19 protein-coding genes are annotated in these 22,653 nt (G+C 68.8%); 12 read left to right on the top strand and 7 right to left on the bottom strand.

All coding sequences use genetic code 11. The features are described 5' to 3' along the window. The first annotated feature begins 72 nt into the window (after window positions 1-72). A complete protein-coding gene (locus AC3ERS_RS08085) occupies window positions 73-696 on the top strand; it encodes a potassium channel family protein (protein WP_431965066.1) in 624 nt (207 codons plus the stop codon). Between the two features lie 10 nt (window positions 697-706). Here the strand turns inward: AC3ERS_RS08085 and pgi are convergent, their stop codons facing one another. Continuing rightward, a complete protein-coding gene (gene pgi / locus AC3ERS_RS08080) occupies window positions 707-2,344 on the bottom strand; it encodes a glucose-6-phosphate isomerase (protein WP_431965064.1) in 1,638 nt (545 codons plus the stop codon). Window positions 2,345-2,464: 120 nt separating this feature from the next. On the opposite strand from pgi, the gene AC3ERS_RS08075 reads away from it, so the two are divergent. Further along, window positions 2,465-3,919: an NAD-dependent succinate-semialdehyde dehydrogenase gene (locus tag AC3ERS_RS08075; RefSeq protein WP_431965062.1), complete on the top strand. Its 1,455-nt coding sequence runs from the start codon at window positions 2,465-2,467 to the stop codon at window positions 3,917-3,919. Between the two features lie 133 nt (window positions 3,920-4,052). On the opposite strand, the gene AC3ERS_RS08070 is transcribed toward AC3ERS_RS08075, so the two are convergent. Then, window positions 4,053-4,346 carry a chorismate mutase gene (locus AC3ERS_RS08070; RefSeq protein ID WP_357451981.1) on the bottom strand — a complete coding sequence of 98 codons (294 nt, stop codon included), beginning with the start codon at window positions 4,344-4,346 and terminating at the stop codon, window positions 4,053-4,055. A 384-nt stretch (window positions 4,347-4,730) separates the two neighbouring features. Here AC3ERS_RS08070 and pcrA point away from each other — a divergent pair, with 384 nt between their 5' ends. Continuing rightward, window positions 4,731-7,439, top strand: a complete 2,709-nt coding sequence (pcrA, locus tag AC3ERS_RS08065) for a DNA helicase PcrA (RefSeq protein WP_431965059.1) — start codon at window positions 4,731-4,733, stop codon at window positions 7,437-7,439. Between the two features lie 75 nt (window positions 7,440-7,514). Next, a complete protein-coding gene (locus tag AC3ERS_RS08060; protein ID WP_431965057.1) occupies window positions 7,515-7,940 on the top strand; it encodes a hypothetical protein in 426 nt (141 codons plus the stop codon). On the opposite strand, the gene AC3ERS_RS08055 is transcribed toward AC3ERS_RS08060, so the two are convergent. Together AC3ERS_RS08055 and AC3ERS_RS08050 are read right to left on the bottom strand one after the other, a co-directional pair. Next, window positions 7,937-9,349, bottom strand: coding sequence for a DUF1731 domain-containing protein (locus AC3ERS_RS08055; protein ID WP_431965055.1), 1,413 nt, complete (start codon window positions 9,347-9,349; stop codon window positions 7,937-7,939). The two genes, AC3ERS_RS08060 and AC3ERS_RS08055, sit on opposite strands and share 4 nt — an antisense overlap. A gap of 70 nt (window positions 9,350-9,419) precedes the next feature. Then, window positions 9,420-10,724, bottom strand: coding sequence for a M23 family metallopeptidase (locus tag AC3ERS_RS08050; RefSeq protein ID WP_431965053.1), 1,305 nt, complete (start codon window positions 10,722-10,724; stop codon window positions 9,420-9,422). 565 nt (window positions 10,725-11,289) lie between these two features. Between AC3ERS_RS08050 and sucC the strand changes: the two genes are divergently transcribed. From sucC to AC3ERS_RS08015, 7 genes are all read left to right on the top strand, one after another. Next, complete coding sequence (gene sucC / locus AC3ERS_RS08045) at window positions 11,290-12,456, top strand: ADP-forming succinate--CoA ligase subunit beta (protein ID WP_431965051.1); 1,167 nt, start codon at window positions 11,290-11,292, stop codon at window positions 12,454-12,456. Window positions 12,457-12,467: 11 nt separating this feature from the next. Further along, window positions 12,468-13,382, top strand: coding sequence for a succinate--CoA ligase subunit alpha (gene sucD / locus AC3ERS_RS08040; protein ID WP_431965049.1), 915 nt, complete (start codon window positions 12,468-12,470; stop codon window positions 13,380-13,382). A gap of 166 nt (window positions 13,383-13,548) precedes the next feature. Further along, the gene (locus AC3ERS_RS08035) at window positions 13,549-14,586 is read left to right on the top strand and encodes a DUF5336 domain-containing protein (protein WP_431965047.1); all 1,038 of its coding nucleotides are present in this window, start codon (window positions 13,549-13,551) and stop codon (window positions 14,584-14,586) included. A gap of 171 nt (window positions 14,587-14,757) precedes the next feature. Then, on the top strand, window positions 14,758-16,338 hold the full coding sequence (locus AC3ERS_RS08030; RefSeq protein ID WP_431965045.1) for a cell division protein PerM: 1,581 nt from the start codon (window positions 14,758-14,760) through the stop codon (window positions 16,336-16,338). Window positions 16,339-16,484: 146 nt separating this feature from the next. Continuing rightward, entirely contained in the window at window positions 16,485-17,159 is a 675-nt protein-coding gene (gene purN, locus AC3ERS_RS08025; protein ID WP_431965399.1) for a phosphoribosylglycinamide formyltransferase, read from the top strand. Continuing rightward, entirely contained in the window at window positions 17,156-18,757 is a 1,602-nt protein-coding gene (gene purH, locus AC3ERS_RS08020; protein ID WP_431965043.1) for a bifunctional phosphoribosylaminoimidazolecarboxamide formyltransferase/IMP cyclohydrolase, read from the top strand. The genes purN and purH overlap by 4 nt, the downstream gene beginning before the upstream one ends. A gap of 185 nt (window positions 18,758-18,942) precedes the next feature. Further along, entirely contained in the window at window positions 18,943-19,830 is an 888-nt protein-coding gene (locus AC3ERS_RS08015) for a TIGR01777 family oxidoreductase (RefSeq protein ID WP_431965041.1), read from the top strand. 7 nt (window positions 19,831-19,837) lie between these two features. Here AC3ERS_RS08015 and AC3ERS_RS08010 read toward each other — a convergent pair whose 3' ends face one another. Continuing rightward, the gene (locus AC3ERS_RS08010; protein WP_431965039.1) at window positions 19,838-20,287 is read right to left on the bottom strand and encodes a hypothetical protein; all 450 of its coding nucleotides are present in this window, start codon (window positions 20,285-20,287) and stop codon (window positions 19,838-19,840) included. Between the two features lie 177 nt (window positions 20,288-20,464). On the opposite strand from AC3ERS_RS08010, the gene AC3ERS_RS08005 reads away from it, so the two are divergent. Then, entirely contained in the window at window positions 20,465-21,043 is a 579-nt protein-coding gene (locus AC3ERS_RS08005) for a LysM peptidoglycan-binding domain-containing protein (protein WP_431965397.1), read from the top strand. A 119-nt stretch (window positions 21,044-21,162) separates the two neighbouring features. Here the strand turns inward: AC3ERS_RS08005 and AC3ERS_RS08000 are convergent, their stop codons facing one another. Then, the gene (locus tag AC3ERS_RS08000) at window positions 21,163-21,951 is read right to left on the bottom strand and encodes an AAA family ATPase (protein ID WP_431965037.1); all 789 of its coding nucleotides are present in this window, start codon (window positions 21,949-21,951) and stop codon (window positions 21,163-21,165) included. A gap of 33 nt (window positions 21,952-21,984) precedes the next feature. Beyond that, window positions 21,985-22,653, bottom strand: a complete 669-nt coding sequence (locus tag AC3ERS_RS07995; protein ID WP_431965035.1) for an HAD family hydrolase — start codon at window positions 22,651-22,653, stop codon at window positions 21,985-21,987.

Raw genomic sequence — 22,653 nt, 5'->3', positions numbered from 1 at the left:
GCTCCACCGCGAATCTCGCATCACCCGGCGCGTGTGACGCCGCAACCACAGGCCCGCGCCGATCATTGACCCATGACGGAGTCGCAGCGGGTTTCGGGGAGCGTGCACGTACTGCGGAACGCCGCCGCGCTGCTGTGCGCGCTCCTGTTCTACTACGGTGTCCCGATCGACTGGGACATGGACGTCGACATGCCGGGCAGAATCCTCGGCTTCGCGGCGTTCCTCGCGGGCGTCGGCGGGCTCATCTGGCTGACGGTGCGTCGCATCGAACGCTACCTGCGCGCGCCGAACATGACGGGCGGCCGAGTGGACGGCATTCTGCTGCTGCTCTGCGTGGTGGCGATGTTCTTCGCGCTGTTCTACTACCGGCTCGGGGTGCACTACCCCGGGCAGTTCGAGGGATTGTCGACCCGCACGGACGCGCTGTACTACACCGTCGTCACGCTGGGCACTGTCGGCTACGGCGACGTCCATGCCGTCGGACAGGCCGCGCGCATCGCCACCATGGTGCAAATCGTCTTCGACTTGGTCGTCATCGGCAGCTTGCTGGCCATCGTCTCCACCGGTATCTCTCGGCGGCTGGAGGCGGCCGCGATGCGCACTCCGGATGCCACGGCCTCGGATGGCACGGAGGCCGAACCCGGTGGCCGCCCGGCCTCCGGTGAGGGCGAAGATCCCCTGCCGGACGGGCGCTGAACGTCTCCGGTCAGCGGTTGGCGCGATACCAGCGGATGAGCGCGTCGGTGGACGAATCGTCCTGCGGTGCGGGGTCTTCAGCGGCGGTGAGCAGCGGAGCGAGCGCCAGCGCCTGTTGTTTGCCGAGCTCGACGCCCCACTGGTCGAAGCTATCGATCCCCCAGATGCTGCCCTCCACGAAAACCTGGTGCTCGTAGAGCGCGATGAGCTGGCCGACCACCGAGGGCGTCAGCTGCGGCGCGAGGATGGTCGTGCTCGGGCGGTTGCCCGGCATCACCTTGTGCGGCACCACCTTCGGGTCGGCGCCCTCGGCTGCGATCTCCTCGGCCGTCTTGCCGAAGGCGAGCACCTTGGTCTGGGCGAACAGGTTGCTCATCAGGATGTCGTGCATGCTGCCGGTGCCGTCGCGGGTCGCCAGATCGCTGGTGGGACGGGCGAATCCGATGAAGTCGGCGGGAATCAGCCGGGTGCCCTGGTGCAGCAGTTGATAGAAGGCGTGCTGGCCGTTGGTGCCCGGCTCGCCCCAGAAGATCTCGCCCGTGGAGGTGGTGACCGGGGTACCGTCGGCGTGCACCGACTTCCCGTTCGACTCCATCGTGAGCTGCTGCAAATAGGCGGGGAAACGCGCCAGGTCGTTCGAATACGGCAGCACCGCGCGCGATTCCGCGCCGAAGAAATTCGAGTACCACACGCCGAGCAGGCCGAGCAGCACCGGCGCGTTCGCCTCCAGCGGCGCGGACGCGAAATGCACGTCCACGGCGTGCATTCCGGCCAGGAATTCCGCGAAGCGCTCCTTGCCGATGGTGGCCATCACCGAAAGCCCGATGGCCGAGTCCACCGAATAGCGGCCGCCGACCCAGTCCCAGAAGCCGAACATGTTCGCGGTGTCGATGCCGAATTCGGCGACCCGCTCGGCGTTGGTGGAGACCGCGACGAAATGTTTGGCGACCGCGTCCTCGCCGAGCGCGGCCACCAGCCAGCGGCGCGCGGCGGTGGCGTTGGTCAGGGTCTCGAGCGTCGAGAACGTCTTGGACGCAACGATGAACAGCGTGGTCGCCGGATCGAGGCCGGTGAGCTCGGCGACCAGATCGGCGGGGTCGACGTTCGAGACGAAGCGGGCGCCGATGCCCGCGTCGGCGTAGTGGCGCAGCGCCTGGTGCACCATCACCGGGCCCAGGTCCGAGCCGCCGATGCCGATGTTCACCACGGTGGCGATCCGCTCGCCGGTGGCGCCGCGCCACCGGCCCGAGCGCAGCTCGTCGGTGAACTCACCCATTCGGCGCAGCACTTCGTGCACCTCGGCGCCCGCGTCGGCGCCGTCGATGATCATCGACTCGCCCGCGGGCAGGCGCAGGGCCACGTGGCCGACCGCGCGGTCCTCGGAGGTGTTGATGTGCGCGCCGGCGAACATGGCGTCGCGCCGCTCGGCCACCCCCGCCTCGAACGCCAATTCGACGAGTAGCTGCACGGTTTCCCGGGTGACCCGGTGCTTGCTGTAATCGATGTGCAGGTCGCCCACCTGGACGGTCAGCTCACGACCGCGGTCGGGGTCGTCCGCGAAGATCTCTCGTAGGTGTCGCTCGGCCACGGCGCTGTAGTGATCGTGCAGTTTCCGCCATGCCGCCGATGCGGTGATGTCGCTGCTCACGTCCGCCGAGCGTACTCACCGTGCGGCACCGACGCACGGCTGAGGCGGGCAATCTCGGGTCGCGTCGATTTCCGGTTCGAGTCCGGCATGGCGGGCCGGGCCGCGGCCTAGGCTGGCGACATGGTGTCCGAACGCGAACTACTCCAATCCGTACCGACGCAGCTGTGGATCGGTGGGCCCGTCGACGCCGAGGGCGGCGCCACCTTTCCGGTGCACAATCCCGCGACCGGGGAGGTGCTGATCGAGGTCGCCGACGCGAGCCCGCAGGACGCGGTGCGCGCGCTCGACGCCGCGGCCGCCGTGCAGGCCGAATGGGCCGCGACCTCGGCCAGAGAGCGGGGCGAGATCCTGCGCGCGGTGTTCGAGCAGATCACCGCGCGAGCCGAGGAATTCGCGCTGCTGATGACTCTGGAAATGGGCAAGGCATTGCCGGAGAGCCGCAACGAGGTGCGCTACGGCGCCGAGTTCTTCCGCTGGTTCAGCGAGGAGGCGGTGCGCGTGCACGGGCGCTACCTGCACGCGCCCTCCGGCACCGGCCGGATCATGGTGCACAAGCAGCCGGTGGGTCCGTGCCTTGCCATCACGCCGTGGAACTTCCCGCTGGCCATGGGCACCCGCAAGATCGGTCCCGCGCTGGCCGCCGGCTGCACCATGATCGTCAAGCCCGCCTCGGAGACGCCTCTGACGATGCTGCTGCTCGCCCAGCTGTGTCGCGAGGCCGGACTGCCCGACGGGGTGCTCTCGGTCATCACGACCAGCCGTTCCAGCGCGGTGACCGGGCCGCTGCTGGAAGACCCGCGACTGCGCAAACTCACCTTCACCGGGTCCACCGAGGTCGGCAAGAAACTCGTGCAGCAGTCCGCGCACGGTCTGCTGCGCACCTCGATGGAACTCGGCGGCAACGCGCCGTTCGTGGTGTTCGACGACGCCGATATCGACGCGGCGGTGCAGGGCGCGATGCTGGCCAAACTGCGCAACGGCGGCGAGGCGTGCACCGCGGCCAACCGGTTCCACGTGCAGAACGGAGTGCTCGACGAGTTCACCGCCAAATTCGCCGAGGCGATGACGAACTCGGTCACCATGGGCCCCGGCACCGACCCCGAGACGACTCTCGGCCCGCTGATCAACGAGGACCAGCTCACCACCGTCAGCGAACTCGTCGACGACGCGGTCGCGGCGGGCGCGCGGGTTCGCCTCGGCGGCAAGGCGCCCGGCGGTCCCGGCTGGTTCTACCCGGCCACCGTTCTCAGCGACGTGCCGCCGCAGGCCAGGATCCTGCGCGAGGAGGTGTTCGGCCCGGTCGCGCCGATCGTCGGTTTCGAGACCGAGGAGGAGGGCCTCGCCGCCGCCAACGACACCGAGTTCGGCTTGGTCGCCTACGTGTACACGCGGACGCTGGACCGCGCGCTGCGGGTGGCCGAGGGCTTGGAGTCGGGCATGGTGGGCGTCAACCGCGGCGTCATCTCCGATCCGGCCGCGCCGTTCGGCGGCGTGAAGGCCTCCGGGTTCGGCCGCGAAGGCGGCATCGAGGGCATCGAGGAGTATCTGTCGACGAAGTACATCGCGCTGACCTGACCGGCGCGCCGAGGTGACCTGAAAACGCAAGGACCGCCCCGGGGTTCGGACACCCGGGGCGGCCTGTGGAGGCGGTGGTCTTGCGATCACCGCAAGGCTCGCGTGCCGCTCGAGGCGGCAGGAGAACGAGGGGTCAGTGGCCGAGGCGGCCACGTCCGAGACGCAGCAGCAGCATGGCGAGGGTATGGCCCTCCTGGCCGAGTTCGCTGAAGCGCTCCAGCACCTTCATTTCGCGGCTGTGCACCAGTCGCGGGCCACCGGAGGCCATCCGAGTCCGTCCGATCAACCGGGAGATCTCGCTGCGTCGCTTGATGGCGGCGAGGATCTCGGCATCGAGCTGGTCGATCTCCTTGCGGAGCTTGTCGATCTCCGCCTCGGTCTGCGGCAGCGCCGCGTCGGACCCGGTGGTCGTGGCAGGGGTGCTCATCATTCATCTCCTCGTGTCAGAACGTGGATCGGCGGGTGCGCGCGGCGCGTTACCTTCCCGTTCTTTCACCGTGAAACAGACCTGGTGGGCTTCTATAGTCCCCCCAGAAGCGTGTGGTCGGCTACAAGGCTCCGCGAGACCGATTTCCGGAGGATAACCGAATCGGACACATCGCGGTAACGCTGACCATGGGGCCAGTCTGCCACGCGGCCGAACCAATGCAAAACGTCTGATTTTGTGAATCTGCTGAGAACGAGTCGGGCAGTTTTGCGTGGTCTCGCGCCGGGAGGTGTTCACTGAATGTTAGCCGGTGGCCGTTGCGCGGCCGGGAGCGCACCCGGGGGCTTCGCTTGTGTCGGTGGCCGCCGGTAGCGTGGATGGGCAATGGACATCACGGTGGCTCCCCAGACGCAGGCCGGTCGGAATCGGCATCAGGACGTGAACCCAACTCCGCAGCTAGCGGCCGATGCGGCCGCGGCAGCGGAGCAGTCCGACGCGCCGCGATCTTCGGCCGGACAAGAGCCGCCGCCCTCTTCGGCGGAACGAGCCCCACGGTCGTCGGCCGAACAAGGCGCACGTTCTCTCGGCGAACAGGCTCCAGTGTCGCTGGCCGAGCAAGCGCAGCGTCGCGCCGACGAGCAAGCCGAGCGTCGGGCCGAGCGGGATCGCCAGCGCGCGGAGGAGACCGAGCGACTGCTCGACGGGCTCAATCCGCAGCAGCGGGCCGCGGTCGTGCACAGCGGTTCACCCCTGCTCATCGTCGCGGGCGCGGGCTCGGGAAAGACCGCCGTGCTGACCCGCCGCATCGCCTATCTGCTCGCCGCGCGCGGCGTCACGCCGGGCCAGATCCTGGCGATCACGTTCACCAACAAGGCTGCCGCCGAGATGCGGGAGCGGGTGATCGGGCTGGTCGGACCGCGCGCGAACAACATGTGGGTTTCCACTTTCCACTCCAGTTGTGTGCGGATCCTGCGTATGCAGGCGGCCCTGCTGCCCGGCTTGAATTCCAATTTCTCGATCTACGACGCCGATGATTCGCGGCGATTGCTGACGATGATCAGCCGCGACTTCGACATCGATACGAAGAAATACTCCGCGCGACTTCTGGCGACCGCGATCTCGAATCTGAAGAACGAGTTGATCGGGCCGGAGCGGGCCACCGCGGACGCCGAATCGGACGACACCGAACTGCCCGGCTTGGTGGCCCGGGTGTACACCGAATACCAGCGGCGGCTGCGCGCGGCCAACGCGCTGGACTTCGACGACCTGATCGGCGAGACGGTCGCGCTGCTGCAGAACCATCCGCAGGTCGCGGAGTACTACCGCCGTCGGTTCCGGCACGTACTCGTCGACGAGTACCAGGACACCAACCACGCGCAGTACGTGCTGGTGCGGGAACTCGTCGGCCATCACACCGCACAGGCGGAACAGGGCGACGAGGACGACGCGGGAGCGCCGCCCAGCGAACTGTGCGTCGTCGGCGACGCCGACCAGTCCATCTACGCGTTTCGCGGCGCGACCATTCGCAACATCGAGGAATTCGAGCGCGATTTCCCCGACGCGGAGACCATTCTGCTCGAGCAGAACTACCGTTCCACTCAGCACATCCTGTCGGCGGCGAACGCGGTCATCTCGCGCAACGAGGGCAGGCGCGAGAAGCGGCTGTGGACCGATTCCGGCGAGGGCGATCTGATTGTCGGTTATGTGGCCGACAACGAGCACGACGAGGCCTCGTTCGTGGCCCGCGAGATCGACCGGCTCGTCGATCAGGGCGAGGCCAACTACGGCGATGTCGCGGTGTTCTATCGCACCAACAACAACTCCCGTGCGCTGGAAGAGATCTTCATCCGGATGGGCCTGCCGTACAAGGTGGTCGGCGGCGTCCGGTTCTACGAGCGCAAAGAAGTGCGCGATATTGTCGCCTACCTGCGCGTGCTGGAGAACCCCGACGACGCGGTGAGCCTGCGCCGTATCCTCAACACCCCGCGCCGCGGCATCGGCGACCGCGCCGAGGCGTGCGTGGCCGTGCACGCCGAACAGCGCGAGATCGGTTTCGCCGCGGCGCTGCGCGATGCCGCCGACGGCAAGGTCGCGCTGCTGAACACCCGTGCGCAGCGGGCGATCTCCGGATTCCTCGAGCTGCTCGAGGAGATCAGGGCGGCGGGCGTGCAGGCCGACGCCGACTTCCCCGACGTGGGCAATGTGGTGGAGGCCGTGCTCGATCGCACCGGGTACCGCGCCGAACTGGAGGCGTCCGACGACCCGCAGGACGGCGCCCGGCTGGACAACCTGAACGAACTGGTCAGCGTGGCGCGCGAGTTCAGCTCCGAGGCGTACAACAACGCCGTCGCGGCGCGCGAGGAGGGCCTGGTGCCCGAGCTCGGCGACGGCGAACCGGACCCGGGCTCGCTCGCGGCGTTCCTGGAACGCGTCTCGCTGGTCGCCGACACCGACCAGATTCCGGACGAGGGCTCCGGCGTGGTCACCATGATGACGCTGCACACCGCCAAGGGCCTGGAGTTCCCGGTGGTCTTCGTGACCGGCTGGGAGGACGGCCAGTTCCCGCACATGCGCGCGCTCGGCGATCCCACCGAGCTGGCCGAGGAACGCCGCCTCGCGTACGTCGGCATCACCAGGGCCCGGCGTCGGCTCTACGTGACTCGCGCGGTGGTTCGTTCCGGCTGGGGGCAGCCGGTGTCCAACCCGGAGTCGCGCTTCCTCCAGGAGATCCCAGGCCATCTGATGGACTGGCGGCGACTGGAACCCGCGAGTTCCTCGGCGTCCAGAGGTATCCGGCGGCGCGGCGACGACGACGGGCTGGAACGGGACTGGACGCGCGGCGACGGCTGGTCCGAGCGTCCCGGCGTGCGCCCCGATCGGGGTCCGCGCCGCCCCGCTCCCGGCGGCGCCGCACGCAACAACACCAATCTCGTGCTGGCGGTGGGCGACCGAGTCAGCGACGACAAGTACGGCCTCGGCCGCGTGATCGCCGCCGAAGGCTTCGGCCCGCTGGCGACGGTGACGATCGACTTCGGCACCGCGGGCAAGATCCGTCTCATCCCGCAGTACAGCCGGACCTTGGTGAAGCTCTGACACCTGCGGGTCGGCCTATCGCCAGGTGCCGTTCGGCCCTGCAGGACGCCGCGGGAACCCGGTAGCGTCCGGCGGGTGGAGATCGTCGCGCAACATCTGGTGTGGTTCCTGCCCATGCTGTGGCTCGGCATGGTGCTGGCCATCTCGTTCCTCGAAGCGCCGCTGAAATTCCGCGCGCCAGGGGTGACGCTGGCCTTAGGGCTCGGAATCGGGCGAATCGTGTTCCGCGCGTTGAACATCGCGGAAACGGCACTGGCGGTGGCGCTGGTGCTTTCCTGCGTGGTGCTCGGGCCGAAGACGGCGACCTGGGTGTGGCTCGGCATCGCCGTGGCGATCCTGGCCGCCCAGATCCTCGTCGTCCGCCCACCCCTCACCCGCCGCTCCGACCGAGTGCTCGCGGGCGAGGAACTGCCCCGCTCGCACGCGCACTACTGGTACATCGGGCTGGAAGTCGCGAAGGTGGTGGCGCTCGTGGGGTTGGCGATCGCCGCCGCGCCTTAGGTGTTGCCGGATTCCAGGTCGGCGGTACCTCGATGCGGCAGTAGATCCCTCAACGCGTCATCCAATCGCGGATACCGAAACCGGAACCCCGCCTCATCGAGCACCGCCGACGTAGCGTGCCGCCCGGTCAACCCCAGCGCCGCATCCGTCCGCAGAAAGACCGCGCCGAGCTTCAGTACCGGTGCCGGAGTCGGGGGTGCGGGCGGGCGGTGGAGGTGGTGGCGGAGCGAGGCCATCAGGTCGCGGTTGCGCACCGGGAAGTCGGTGGCGGCCACCAGGATTCCATCCGGCAGGATGACTTCGGGGTCCAGCCCGAGTGCCGCGCGGACGATGCCCAACCAGTCTTCGATGTGGATCCAGCTGAACCACTGGTCTCCGTGCCCGACTCGCCCGCCGAGGCCGGCGCTGGTCAGCTGGCAGAGCCGCCGCAGCGCGGGTGCGTGCGGGTCGAGCACGATGGATGTGCGCAGGATGGTGTGGCGCTTGGTGTTCGCGCCTTCGAAGGCGCGTTCCCATGGTTCGGCCACGCCGGTCATCTGCGGCAGACCGACGGGCAGCGGAGTCGTTTCGGTGCAACGGATCTCGCCCGCGTCGGACCAGATCGCCGTGGTGCTGGCCTGCACCCAGTAATCGACCGGTGCGGGCAGGGCGGCCGCGGCGGCGACCAAGGCGCTCGTGGGATCGACTCGGCTGCTGCGCAATTCGGCGACATTACGTTCGGTCGGGCGGCAATCCACCAGCTTGCCCGCCAGGTTGACGATCGCAGTGTGTCCTGGATTATCAAGTGCCGCAACCCATTTACCCACGGACATACCGTCCCATTCGACTTGCTCGAACGGTAGCGCGGGATCGCGGCGACGGGTCAGGATGGTGACTCGCTGTCCGCGGCAGACGAGGTCGGCGGCGAGCTGCCTGCCGAGCGCGCCGGTGCCGCCCGCGATCACGACCGTCAGTGCGTCTGGTTCCGGAGCGAGACCGGCCAGTCGGGCCAGTCGCGCGAAGCAGACGCGCGAATCCTGTTCCAGCAGACGGGCGACCACGGTGCGCGCCGCCGTGGCCGAAGGTCCGGAGAAGGTCAGTTCCTGGGTGAGGTTCGTGCCGCCTGCGACGGGAGTGAGGCGCCAGGTCAGCCGCATCCGCCCCGCCGGTTCCGGCTGCTCGATGGTCAGTTCGCGCTGCGGGCGCAGGACGGTGATCGCGAACGGCGGCGCCGTACGGCCGTGCATCGCGCCCACGAAACGTCCGCGCGGTAGATAGTCGCCGGTCGAGCCGACCTCGACGGGGCCGTGCAGCCGGACCGAGACGACAGCCGGGTTCCACTCGGGCCACCGAGCGGGATCGCTCACTACCTGCCACACGAGTTCCGGTGGCAGCGCGATGAATTGGGTGTACCTCGTTGTACGAGCCATACCCTGACGCTAGAACGCGGACGACGGCGCGGGAAGCGTGCCGTTGCTCACGCGTGCCGGTCGCGCCGGGTCAGTCCCGCTGGGGGCCGAGGCCGATACCGCGGGTCGCGAGCCAGGGCAGCGGGTCGACCTTGTCGACGCCGTTGAGCCAGACCTCGAAGTGCACGTGCGGACCGGTGGAGAAACCGCGGTTGCCCATGGTGGCGATCTGGTCGCCCGCCAGCACCCGTTCGCCCTGCGAGACCGTTGTGGTATCGACGTGGCCGTAGATGGTGACGGTGCCGTCGTCGTGCCGCACGCGCACCCACATGCCGAATCCGGCGGCCGGACCGGCCTCGATGACGGTGCCGTCGGCGACCGCGTAGATGGGGGTGCCGATCGGGCCCGCGACGTCGATGCCGAGGTGCTGGACGCCCCAGCGGGCGCCGAAGCCGGAGGTGAAGTTGCCCGCGGCGAACCGCGCGAACAGCGGGCGCAGCTTCGCGGCCTCCGCGGCGGCGAGATCCTCCGCGTACTTGCGGCCCTTCTCCAGGATGTCGTTGAACTGACCGAGGTTCGCCGGGGTGGAGACGTTCAGCACCTGCGGCGAGCCGGGCGCGGAATTCGGGTCGGCCAGGCTGACCGATTGGGCGGCGATCTCGTGGATCTGTCCGGCGGCCTCGTAGTCGATGCTCTGCGAAGGCTGCTCGGGCGAGGCCATCGCGGCCTGTCCCGCGGCGACGACCGCGCCCGCGGCGACGGCGACGACCGCGGCGCGGCCCTTCAGCGCGGCGGGCGGCGCGGGCATCCGGTGTGCGCCACCGCCACGTCTGTTCGCGCCTCTCGCCGGGATGACGGTCGGCGCGACCTTGTCTTCGGTGGCTTCGGCGAACCAGTTGTCCGAGCCCCAGTCGTCCTCGTCGGACGTCCAGGTGCCGTCGGTCTCCGCCGACCAGCCGTTGTTCGACTCGGCTCCCCAGGAGTCGTCCGTTTCCTGCGCCCATTCCGCGCCGGGCTGCTGGGTCCACCCGTTGTCGGGCGTCCACGCGTTGTCGGCGGGCGGCGTCCACGCCTCGTCCGCGTCCGGCGACCAGGAGTCGTTCCCGGACCACGCGCCGCCGTCGGACCACGAATCCTGCTCGGTCCATTCGGTGTTCGCGGACCAGGCGGACGTGTTCTCGGCGCCGTAGGCGTTCTCGGAACCGTAGGCGCTCTCGTCGCTGTACGCGTCGCTCGCGGCGTATCCGGTCGCGGCACTACCCGCGGCGGCGGCGTAATGGTTGTTGGACGACGGGAAGGCGCGTCTGTCGTGATCGTCGTGGGCGAATTCGTCGTCGCGATAACGATGTCCCGAGCGAGCGCGATGATCGGGAACGAGGGTGGAGCGATGGTTCATCGGCGGTGCCACATCGTGGAGCGGGAGATGATGACGGTGCCGAGAGATCGGCAGAGGGTCGACGTCGAAAGCTCGTCCGCAGGCTGACTCACCGTCCGCGGAGCGTTGTGCTGCATCAAGGCTTGCCGTCCTCCTGAATCTTTGGAACAACGGAGTCGTGACATAGTTGTGACATCGACCGCATTTACGGTAACGAAACGATTGCGGGGTCCGCAAGCGTTGCGGACGATCTGTCCAAGCATGTGAGATTGATCACCGTAACAGCACGGAATAACTCACTGTTTTCGGGGCACTCGAGTGAGGTTGAGCGACGACGATTCGTAGTAGATCGCCGTCGGATCCCGGCTTGGGTGGCTCTACCTGGCAAACCGACAACAAACTACTCGCCAGTAGCGTTGGCCAGGGGTTTTTCCGGCCCGCGGCGCCGCCCGTGACCTGCGCCACTTAGGATGAACGTGGCCGATTGGCACTCCATGTGACTGGTTAGAGTCCGACCCGACCCGCTTCCGACGTCGGGCCGCCAACAAAGACGTTGTCATCACAACGCAGACGAGACGGTGAGTACATGGATCTCTTCGAATATCAGGCGAAGGAGCTCTTCGTTAAGCACGGAGTGCCTTCGTCCGAGGGCCGCGTCACGGACACGGCCGAGGACGCCCGCGCCATCGCGGAGGAAATCGGCAAGCCGGTGATGATCAAGGCCCAGGTCAAGGCCGGTGGCCGCGGTAAGGCGGGCGGCGTCAAGTACGCCGGTACCCCGGAGGACGCGTTCACGCACGCGCAGAACATCATCGGCCTGGACATCAAGGGCCACATCACCAAGAAGATCCTTGTCGCCGAGGCCAAGGACATCGCGGAGGAGTACTACATCTCCTTCCTGCTGGATCGTTCCAACCGCACCTACCTGGCCATGTGCTCGGTGGAAGGCGGCATGGAGATCGAAGAGGTCGCCGCGACCAAGCCCGAGCGCCTCGCCAAGGTCCCCGTCGACGCCGTGAAGGGTGTCGACCTCGCGTTCGCGCGTTCGATCGCCGAGCAGGGCCACCTGCCCGCCGACGTGCTGGACGCCGCGGCGGTGACCATTCAGAAGCTGTGGGAGGTGTTCGTCAACGAGGACGCCACCCTGGTCGAGGTCAACCCGCTGGTGCGCACCCCGCAGGACGAGATCCTCGCCCTGGACGGCAAGGTCACCCTGGACGAGAACGCCGAGTTCCGCCAGCCCGGACACGAGGCGTTCGCGGACAAGGACGCGACCGACCCGCTGGAGCTGAAGGCCAAGGAGAACGACCTCAACTACGTCAAGCTGGACGGCGAGGTCGGCATCATCGGCAACGGCGCCGGTCTGGTCATGTCGACCCTCGATGTCGTCGCCTACGCGGGCGAGAACCACGGCGGCGTCAAGCCGGCCAACTTCCTCGACATCGGTGGCGGCGCCTCGGCCGAGGTGATGGCGGCCGGGCTCGACGTCATCCTGGGCGACCAGCAGGTCAAGAGCGTGTTCGTCAACGTCTTCGGCGGCATCACCGCCTGTGACGCGGTCGCCAACGGCATTGTGAAGGCGCTGGAGATCCTCGGCCCCGAGGCGAACAAGCCGCTCGTCGTCCGTCTCGACGGAAACAAGGTCGACGAGGGTCGCAAGATCCTGGTCGACGCCGCGCACCCGCTGATCACGCTTGCGCAGACAATGGACGAAGGCGCCGACAAGGCCGCCGAACTGGCAGCGGCCAAGTAAGGAAACCGGAAATGTCTATCTTCCTGAACAAGGACTCGAAGGTCATCGTCCAGGGCATCACCGGCGGCGAGGGCACCAAGCACACCGCACTGATGCTCAAGGCGGGCACCCAGGTCGTCGGCGGTGTCAACGCGCGCAAGGCGGGCACCACCGTCGCGCACACCGACAAGGACGGCAACGCGATCGAGCTGCCGGTCTTCGGCACCGTCGAAGAAGCCATGAAGGCGACCGGCGCCGACGTGTCCATCGCGTTCGTGCCGCCGAAGTTCTCGAAGGACGCCATCATCGAGGCCATCGACGCGGAGATCCCGCTGCTGGTGGTCATCACCGAGGGCATCCCGGTGCAGGACACCGCCTACGCGTGGGCCTACAACGTGGAGAAGGGCAACAAGACCCGGATCATCGGCCCGAACTGCCCCGGCATCATCACCCCCGGCGAGTCGCTGGTCGGCATCACCCCGGCCAACATCACCGGCAAGGGCCCGGTCGGCCTGGTCTCCAAGTCCGGCACGCTGACCTACCAGATGATGTACGAGCTGCGTGATTTCGGCTTCTCCACCGCCATCGGCATCGGCGGCGACCCGGTCATCGGCACCACCCACATCGACGCCATCGAGGCGTTCGAGAAGGACCCGGAGACCAAGCTCATCGTCATGATCGGCGAGATCGGCGGCGACGCCGAGGAGCGGGCCGCGGCCTACATCAAGGCCAACGTCACCAAGCCGGTGGTCGGCTACGTCGCGGGCTTCACCGCCCCCGAGGGCAAGACCATGGGTCACGCGGGCGCCATCGTCTCCGGTTCGGCGGGCACCGCCCAGGCGAAGAAGGACGCGCTGGAGGCTGCGGGCGTGAAGGTCGGCAAGACGCCGTCCGAGACCGCCGCGCTGGCTCGCGAGATCCTGGAGCAGGCGAGCATCAGCGCCTGATCCAGTCCGAAATCGTTACGAGGGCCGCCTTTTCGCAGGGAGGGCGGCCTTCGTCGTGCGGTGGCAAGGCCGTTCGGCCTGCTGCTCGAGGGTGACCCGAACGGTCTGGTGCAGTAGCGTCAAGAGTGATCCAGGCGAACAACGACTCGACGTAGGAGACGACGACATGTCATACCCGACCGGGGGCTCTGGGTACAACACACCCGCGACGCCCTCCGCACCCAGCCTCGGCCAGACGGGCAGTGGTGCCAGCACAGGTGCGAGCGCTTCCGGTTCCGATGCCAAGGGCCTGCCGTTCTTCCTGGTGGTCGGTGTCGCCGCGCTCGGCGTGATCAACTTCTTGCTCGGATTCCTGCCGTTCTCGGTGGAGGAGGTCGAGCGCTCCGGTGCCACCATCACCGGCGACAGCTACAACGCCTTCACGCCGTTCGGCGCGACCGCCGCGCTGGGGCTGTTGCTACTCGGCGGTCTGCTCGCGGGAGTCTCGGTGCTGCCGAAGCAGAATTGGAAGGGCGCGGCCGCCGCCGCGTCGGCCGCGGGGTTCCTCACCCTGCTGTTCCAGACCATCTCGCTGCCGGATCCGCTGGCGACCGAGTTCGGCGCGTGGGTGCTGATCTTCCTCGCGCTGGTGCAGACCGGTGTCGCGATCGCCGCGGTGCTGTTCGAGGCGGGCGTCATCAAGCCCCCGGCCCCGAAGCCCGCGCCCGCGCAGGGCGGTTTCGGCGGTCAGGCCCAGGGCGGCTACGGCCAGCAGCAGTTCGGCCAGGGCGGTCAGTACGGTCAGCAGAGCCAGCCGAGCCAGCCCGTGTACGGTCAGCAGCCTGGCCAGTCCTACGGGCAAGCGGGCTACGGCACCGGCCCGCAGTACCAGCAGCAGCAGCCGTATGGCCAGAGCCAGCCGAGCCAGCCTGCCTACGGTCAGCAGCCGGGGCAGACCTACGGCCAGCCGTCCTACGGCCAGCAGCCGGGTTACGGTGCGCCGCAGCAGGGTTCGCCGTACGGCGCCGCGCCCGCGCAGCAGCAGCCGCGTCCGGACGAGGGCGCGACGCAGCACTTCGGCGGCGCTCAGCCCGGCCAGCAGCAGTACGGGGCTCCCGGCTACGGCCAGAGCCAGCAGGGCCAGCCGTTCGGCGGCGAGAAGACCTCCGACCCGGCCAGCGACGCCACCCAGGCCTTCCGTCCGTCGGACGACAACAACAAGTAATCGACGCAGGTTTCGCGAGCACCTACCCGTCCGGGTGGGTGCTCGCGGCGCGCCTGACCCGCTCACCTCGGGAGAGGTGTCACGCTGAAGTGCCATGAGGGAACGCAGTGAGCGAATCATGTGCCGGCGCGTTTCGCGCTTGCCGGAGCCGAGTGTCAGCGAGGCGAAGGCATGAACTCACCGAGGAACTCGCTCGCCCGCTGGACCGGCTGGGGCTCCGACACATCGGAATCCCCGATGCGTAGCGGTCATCCGCCCGAGGCCGACGAGTCCGGGTTCCTGTCCCTGACCCCGGAACGTGCCAGGGTGCTGCTGCTGGTCGCGGCCCGCCCCGCTGCCTTCGCGCTGAGCGCGATCGTGGTGCTCGTGCTGGTCACCTTGTTCGCCGCGCGCAGCGCGATGGCGGGCGCCACGGGCGCCGTCGCGGCGAGCTGGCTTGCGCTGCACCAGGTTCCGTTGGTGATCGGAAAGACCACGCTCGGCCTGTTCCCGCTGCTGCCGACCGCGCTGCTGCTCGGCGCGGCGGGCCGGGAGTGCTATCGGGCGGTGACGCCGAACAGTTCGCGCACCGAGATCGGCTGGGTCGTCGGCGCGGCGCTGGGCGGACCGCTGCTGCTCACCGCCGTCTGTCTGGCGGTGGCCGAAGACGCCTCCGCTGTTGTCGCGCTGCAACCGCCGGACACCCTCGCCGCCTTCGGCTGGGTCGTCTTCCTGCATCTCGGCGCGGCGGGCGCGGGTATCGCGCTGCGGATGCGACGCCGGATGTTCGACCTGCTTCGGGCGCCGGAATGGGTGATCGCGGGAGTCTACGGCGCGGGCCGTACCGTGCTGCGGCTGCTCGGCTGCGCCGCCGCGGTCACGCTGGTGTCGTTCCTCGCCCATTGGTCCGATATCGGCGACACCTACCGCACCGCCGGGAATGCCTGGGGATTCATCGGTCTGACGCTGCTCTCGCTGGCCTACCTGCCCAACGTGGCGCTCGGCGCGGTGGGCGTGCTGATGGGCGCGGGCGCGAATTTCGGCGTGGCGTCGATCGGTCTGTTCGGCGTGGTCGGCGGGCCGGTCCCGGCGGTGCCGGTGATGGCGGCGGTGCCGACCGGTCCCGCGTCGGTCTGGTGGGCGGCGCTGCTGGTGATCCCCGCCGCGGTCGGCGTGCTCGGCGGCGTCGACGCCGGACGCACCTCGGGCGACCGCCTCACCGCCCCGTGGGCGACGCTGACCTCCGCCGGTGCGGCGACCCTGCTGCTCGTCCTGTTCGGCGCGCTCGCGGGCGGGGAATTGGGCACCTTCGGGCGGGTCGGCCTGGAACTGCCCATCTTCGCCCTGGTGAGCTTCGCGTGGCTGGCCGGGGCGGGCTATGTCGGCCTGGTCTGCGCCCGGTACTTCATCGCTCCGGTCGGCGCGACGCTTCCCGTTTCGGACTACTACGACGATGACGACGGGGACTACGACCCCGACGCGGACTACTACGACGACGACTACGAGTCCGACGGCTACCGCGACTACGCGGATGACGACTACCGCGAAGACGACGACTACGACGACGACTATCGCGACGACGGGTCCTACGACGACGGGTACTACGACCACGACTCGTACTACGACGACGACCCGGACGCGCTCGACGCCGAACTCATCGATGAACCGCCCACCCGCGCCACCGCCCCGCGCCAGGCGGTTCCCGACATCGTCGACGCGGAAGTCGTCGAGACCGATTCGGACTTCGACCCCCGCGCCGACGGCAGGCGTTAGCGGGCGCTGCCGCGAGATCCCGTCGGTGGAAGGCGCGTATTAGCATCCCGGCCGCCCCGGCGCGCCCGCCACCGGTGGAAAGTCGCGCGCAGGCCACCGACTAGGCTTTACTCCGGCGGCGCCCCGATCCGGCCGCCGTCCGACCGATACGCAGGAGTAGAGCGCTGACGTCTCCGCACGCCCAGTGGGTGCCCGCCGCGGCGCCCGCCACCGTAGTCGTGCTCGCCTCGGGCACCGGGTCGCTGCTGCGTGCGCTCCTCGACGCGGCGGGAGCCGCCGACTATCCGGCCAAGATCGTCGCGGTGGGCGTCGACCGTGTCTGCGCCGCCACCGATCACGCCGACACCGCGGGCGTCCCGCACTTCCGGGTGGCGCTGAAGGACTTTCGGGATCGCCTGGCCTGGGACGCCGCGCTGACCGACGCGGTGGCCGCCTACGCGCCGGACCTGGTGGTCTCGGCCGGTTTCATGAAGATCCTGGGCCCCGCGTTCATGAACCGCTTCGGCGGGCGGATCATCAACACCCACCCCGCGCTGCTGCCGTCCTTCCCGGGCGCGCACGGCGTGCGCGACGCGCTCGCGTACGGGGTGCGGGTCACCGGCTCGACGGTGCACCTGGTCGACTCGGGCGTCGACACCGGACCGATCCTCGCGCAGGAGCCGGTGCTGGTGCTGCCCGACGACGACGAGGACACCCTGCACGAGCGGATCAAGATTGTCGAGCGACGGTTGCTGGCGGAGGTCGTCGCCGCCGTCGCGACGCGAGGCATTGTCTCCGACGGACGAAAGGCAGTAATTCCAGATGAGCGGGTGCGCCAGTGAGTGAGCGTAGCGAAACGACCGTGGTTCCGGCCGAGCGCAAGGCGATCAGCAGGGCGCTGGTGAGCGTCTACGACAAGACGGGTCTCATCGAGCTCGCGACCGGTCTGCACGCGGCGGGCATCGAGCTCGTCTCCACCGGATCGACCGCGGGCAAGATCGCCGACGCGGGCATCCCGGTGACCAAGGTCGAGGACCTGACCGGGTTCCCGGAGACGCTGGACGGCCGGGTCAAGACCCTGCACCCCCGGGTGCACGCGGGCATCCTCGCCGATTCGCGCAAGCAGGAGCACGTCGACCAGCTGGTGGAACTCGGCGTCGAGGCGTTCCAGCTGGTCGTGGTGAACCTCTACCCGTTCACCCAGACCGTGGCCAGCGGCGCGAGCCCGGACGAGTGCGTCGAGCAGATCGATATCGGCGGTCCGTCCATGGTGCGCGCGGCCGCGAAGAACCACCCCTCGGTCGCGGTGGTCGTCGACAGCGGCGACTACGACGACGTGCTCGCCGCGGTGAAGTCCGGCGGCTTCACCCTCGCCGAGCGGACCGCGTTGGCCGCCAAGGCCTTCCAGCACACCGCGAGCTATGACGTCGCGGTGGCCAGCTGGATGACCGGTGTGCTGGCTCCCGGCGTGGCCGAGGAGCAGGCGAGCTCGCCGTTCCCCGGCTGGATCGGCGGCTCCTGGGAGCGCGCCGCGGTGCTTCGCTACGGCGAGAACCCGCATCAGGCCGCGGCGTTGTACACCAACAACGACGGTTCGGTCGGTCTCGCGCAGGCGGAGCAGTTGCACGGCAAGGAGATGTCGTACAACAACTACACCGACGCCGACGCGGCCTGGCGCGCCGCCTACGACCACGCGGCGCCCGCGGTCGCGATCATCAAGCACGCCAACCCGTGCGGCATCGCGGTCGGCGCCGACATCGCCGAGGCGCACCGCAAGGCGCACGCCTGCGATCCGGTGAGCGCGTTCGGCGGCGTGATCGCGGCCAACCGCGAGGTCACCGTGGAGATGGCCGAGCAGGTCGCCGACATCTTCACCGAGGTCATCGTGGCCCCGTCCTACGCCGACGGCGCGGTGGAGGTGTTGCAGCGCAAGAAGAACGTGCGCATCCTGGTCGCCGAGCCGCCGCAGCGCGCGGGCGTCGAGCTGCGCCCGATCAGCGGCGGCGCGCTGTTGCAGCAGCGCGACATCCTCGACGCCGAGGGCGACGACTCGGCCAATTGGACCCTCGCCGCCGGCGAGGCCGCGGACGAGCAGACCCTGGCCGATCTCGAATTCGCTTGGCGCGCTTGCCGCGCGGTGAAGTCCAACGCCATCCTGCTCGCGCACGAGGGCGCGTCGGTCGGCGTGGGCATGGGGCAGGTCAACCGGGTGGACGCGGTGCAGCTCGCGGTGCAGCGGGCGGGGGACCGGGCCAAGGGCTCGGTGGCCGCCTCCGACGCGTTCTTCCCGTTCCCGGACGGTCCGCAGCAGCTGATCCAGGCCGGTATCCGCGCCATCGTGCAGCCGGGCGGTTCGGTCCGCGACCAGGAGACCATCGATCTGGCCCGCGAAGCCGGAGTGACGTTGTACCTCACCGGTTCTCGCCACTTCGCGCACTGAGCCGGACGAACGCGGAGAACGATCCCGAAAGGGGTACCGCTCTCCGCGTTTTTCGTGTTCAGACGGACTGTGAAGCAATCGATGTGCCGGAGCCACAAGGCTTTTCGGTAACAAACTGGACGTCTGGATCTCATTATCCGGTATGGAATCCCCGGAATAGTATTTCCATGGTGCAGAATGTACGCATGCGTATCGTGGTCGCCGGGACATCGGGGTTCCTCGGCAAGTATCTGGTCTCCAAGCTGAACGACGACGGCCACGAGGTGGTCCGCCTGGTGCGCAGGGAAGCTCTGAAACCGGACGAAATCCGCTGGGACCCTTACGGTTCGAACTTCGACAGCGGCATCGTCGCGGGCGCGGGCGCGGTGATCAACCTGTGCGGGGCCACCGTCGCGGGCAAGCGCTGGTCGCCCGCCTACAAGGAGGAGATCCGCGACAGTCGCATCGTGCCGACCGAGGTGCTCTCGCGCGCGGTGGCCGAGACCGGCGTCCCCGTCCTGCTCAACGCCTCGGCCGCGGGTTGGTACGGCGACAGCGGTGATCGGGACGTCGACGAGTTCGCGCCGAACGGACCCGACTTCCTCGGCACCATGTGCCGGGATTGGGAGGCCGCCACCGAAGCCGCCTCCACCGCGGGCGTCCGGGTGGTGAAGCTGCGCACCGCGAACGTGCTCTCCACGGACTCCATGCTGGTCGAGCGGCTGCGCCCGCTGTTCCGCCTCGGGCTGGGCGGCAAGTTCGGCACCGGCCGCCAGTACCTGCCGTGGATCACCCTGCACGACTGGCTCGCCGCGGTGGACTGGCTGCTGACCTTCTCGGTCTCGGGCCCGGTCAACCTCTCCGCACCGGAGACCGTCACCAATGCCGAGTTCACCACCGCTTTCGCCACGGCGCTGAACCGGCGGTCCCGGCTGACGCTGCCGGGCGCGGTGCTGAAGCTGATCGGCGGCGAGGGCGGCGCCGAGATGCTGCATGGGCACAGGATGGTGCCGAAGGTGCTGGTGGGCAACGGTTTCGAGTTCACGCACGGCACCCTGGACCAGGCCATGAAGTACACCTTCGCCACGCGCTGAGCCCGCGTCAGGCGGCGCTGAGCACCGCCCGGTCGCCCAGCGGCGCCGTCAGCGGGATCTCCATCGTGCCGAACACCGCGATCATCACGCACATCTTCCCGACCGCGTCGGGGCGGGTGCCGCCGCGCAATTCCACCGTGACCGTCGTGTCGGTCTCGGTGGTCACCGCGTCCACGCCGTAACACTCCGGCGCACCGGTCTGGAAGTTGACGGCGATCCTGTCGTCGGCGACGCGGGCCCACGACAGGAACGGGATCGGGTGCGCGCCGACGATCGTCGGATCGGGCGTGAACGGCTGGCCTTGCGCCTGCGCGACCTCGCTCGGCGTGCTGGGCGCGGACGTGGTCGCGCCGGGGGAGGTGTTCTGTTGTGCGCCATCGTCATCCGAGCCGCCGCAGCCCGCGACGGCGAGACCGAGCAGCAGTGCGGCGGCGAGGGAGATGCGTCGGCGATTCATGCCGACCACCCTAGGGGACGATGTCCCGGAGGTCACACAGTGAACATTCCGCCAACCCTGCGCGTAATCCGTGTGCCCGCATCGGGCGGACTGTAGATTCGGCGTCGGTGCGCGCCAGTGGCTTTCGGCGCGCACCGCTGTCGAAAGCTCTGCACAGTGATCTTCGAAAGGAACAACGTGGGCGACACGCTGCGCGTAGGCGAAGAACTGGGACTCGGCCAGTCCCTGACCGGCGGTGCGTACACCCTGACCCTGCAATCGGACGGCAATCTGGTGCTGTCCGAACCGGATGGAAATGTCGTGTGGGCCACCCAGACTCACGACCAGGGCGTGGAGCGAGCGGTTCTACAGCACGACGGCAACTTCGTGCTCTACAAGGGCGAGGGCGCCGCCTGGTCGACCGAGACCAACGACCAGGACGCGGACCGGCTGGTCGTGCAGGCCGATCGCAACGTGGTGCTGTACGGCGCCGACGGCAGCGCGCTGTGGGCGTCGGGCACCGACACCGACACCCCGCTGCCCGCACCGGAGCCGGAGCAGGAGCAGGAACAACCCGCGGTGGCCGCGGTCGCCGAGGAGGTGCCCCCGCCGCCCGCGCCGGAGCTGCGCACCTACACCGTGGAGCCGGGCGACACGCTGTGGGCCATCGCCGAGCGCTTCTACGGCGACGGCAACCGCTACCAGGAGATCGCCGACGCCAGCGGCATCCCGAACCCGGATGCGATCAACCCCGGCCAGGTGCTGACCATCCCGTAAGCGGCACACCGCGTACACGGTCGAAAACGACGTGGGCCCCCGGGACTAGCTCTCGGGGGCCCACGTCTTTCGCGTGAATGGTCTGAGGGCGCTTGCGCGCCTTTGTCTTTCGCTCGCGGTCAGTACCGCATGGCGTAGGAGACCTTGCGCCACAGCGACTTCTTGCGCTGGGCTTCCTTGAAGCGGTCGTCCTCCTCCAGCACCGCGGTCGCGTTCGTCACCCGGCGTTGGGCCTCGGCGATCGCCTCGTCGACCGGCATCACGGTCTCCAGGTCGAACAGCTCGATGATCCGGGAGACCCGCTCGTGCACGGTCCCGCCCACCACTTCGTAGGGCAGCCCGACGTCCTTGACCACCTGCAGCAGGGTGTCGTCGGAGAGCTTGCGGAACGGTTCGGACACCGGGCGGTGGCCGTCGGTCTTCATCGGAAACTCTACCGGCAGATGCACATAGGCGTCGTAGAGCCGGGCGGCCCTTTCCTTGACGACGTCGCCGATGATGTCGGTGTACTCCCGCAGCGGCGCCTTGCGCCCGATGCCGGCGGCGGCCTTCACGGTGCGCAGCAGCAGCCCGGCGCCGGGATTGATGCCGACCGCCATCCGAGCGGTGCCGTACACCCATTCGTGCACCACGGAACCGTCGGAAATGAAGGAGCCCTCGCCGGATTCGTTGTGCACCCGTTCCTCGAAACGGCGCAGCCCGAGTTGCAGCAGCTCGATGGAGTTCAGCTCCATCACCGTCTTGCCGGGAGCCAGATCGATCAGGAGCTCACGGGAGGTGAGCGCGTGCGTGCGCGGAATGCCGGTGGCGATCGAGAGCGTCTCGGTCGTCGTGCTCTTGCCGACGCCGTAGGTGCCGGAGATGGCCAACTTCAGGCTGTCGCGGCGCTGTCCGCCTACTAGGTACACGGTCCTTCTCCGATCGATCGGTGGACGACACGCTCAGTGGTCGTCACGCAGCACTTCCCAGCCCCGTGCGGCGGCGACCCGCTCCAGCGCGGGGTCGACCGGGACGACGGCCGGGTGGCCGACCGTTTCCAGCACGGGAACGTCGCTGAGATGGTCGCCGAAGCCGAAATCGCCCGCCAGATCGTGCTCGGGATATCTGGCCGCGAACGCCTCGACCTCGGCGCGCTTGGCCGCGCCGATGAGGGACTTGCGCACCGCCCCGGTGTACACGCCGTAGCGTTCTTCCAGCTCGGTGCACAGCACGCCCGCGCAGTCCAGTTCCCGCTCGATGGGTCGCAGACAGGCGTGGAAGGAGCCGGACACCAGCACCGTCTCCACGCCTTGCTTGCGCAGTTCGCGCAGGCGGCGCACCACGGGCTCGCGGTAGAGCCCGTCGGCCCGCACCCGCTCGTGCCAGGCGCGCGCGGCATCCTCGACCTCGCGGACCGGGACGTCGGCCCAGAGCAGGTAGTAGCTCCGGTTCAGCGTTTCCCGGTCCGCTCCGGTCGCGGCCAGGCGTTGCATCCGCGTCTGATGCATGGCCAGCACCTCCGCACGCCCCGTGCCTTCGAAGAAGTACAGCGCGAAGTGCTGCAGCGTGCTGATGCGCAGCAAGGTGTGGTCTACATCGGTGAACGCGAAGCGCGGCCTGGTCGCCAGCAC

This window comes from Nocardia sp. bgisy134, assembly GCF_057708325.1.
The sequence above is the reverse complement of the archived record's forward strand: the minus strand, read 5'-3'. Positions and strand labels throughout refer to the sequence as shown.

Excerpts from the sequence above, each read along its gene's own strand:
- AC3ERS_RS08010 (WP_431965039.1), bottom strand. The coding sequence starts at position 20,287 with ATGAATCGCCGACGCATCTCCCTCGCCGCCGCACTGCTGCTCGGTCTC.
- AC3ERS_RS08035 (WP_431965047.1), top strand. The coding sequence starts at position 13,549 with ATGTCATACCCGACCGGGGGCTCTGGGTACAACACACCCGCGACGCCC.
- AC3ERS_RS08030 (WP_431965045.1), top strand. The coding sequence starts at position 14,758 with ATGAACTCACCGAGGAACTCGCTCGCCCGCTGGACCGGCTGGGGCTCC.
- AC3ERS_RS08070 (WP_357451981.1), bottom strand. The coding sequence starts at position 4,346 with ATGAGCACCCCTGCCACGACCACCGGGTCCGACGCGGCGCTGCCGCAG.
- AC3ERS_RS08050 (WP_431965053.1), bottom strand. The coding sequence starts at position 10,724 with ATGAACCATCGCTCCACCCTCGTTCCCGATCATCGCGCTCGCTCGGGA.
- AC3ERS_RS08075 (WP_431965062.1), top strand. The coding sequence starts at position 2,465 with ATGGTGTCCGAACGCGAACTACTCCAATCCGTACCGACGCAGCTGTGG.
- sucD (WP_431965049.1), top strand. The coding sequence starts at position 12,468 with ATGTCTATCTTCCTGAACAAGGACTCGAAGGTCATCGTCCAGGGCATC.
- AC3ERS_RS08085 (WP_431965066.1), top strand. The coding sequence starts at position 73 with ATGACGGAGTCGCAGCGGGTTTCGGGGAGCGTGCACGTACTGCGGAAC.
- pcrA (WP_431965059.1), top strand. The coding sequence starts at position 4,731 with ATGGACATCACGGTGGCTCCCCAGACGCAGGCCGGTCGGAATCGGCAT.
- AC3ERS_RS08015 (WP_431965041.1), top strand. The coding sequence starts at position 18,943 with ATGCGTATCGTGGTCGCCGGGACATCGGGGTTCCTCGGCAAGTATCTG.
- AC3ERS_RS08055 (WP_431965055.1), bottom strand. The coding sequence starts at position 9,349 with ATGGCTCGTACAACGAGGTACACCCAATTCATCGCGCTGCCACCGGAA.
- sucC (WP_431965051.1), top strand. The coding sequence starts at position 11,290 with ATGGATCTCTTCGAATATCAGGCGAAGGAGCTCTTCGTTAAGCACGGA.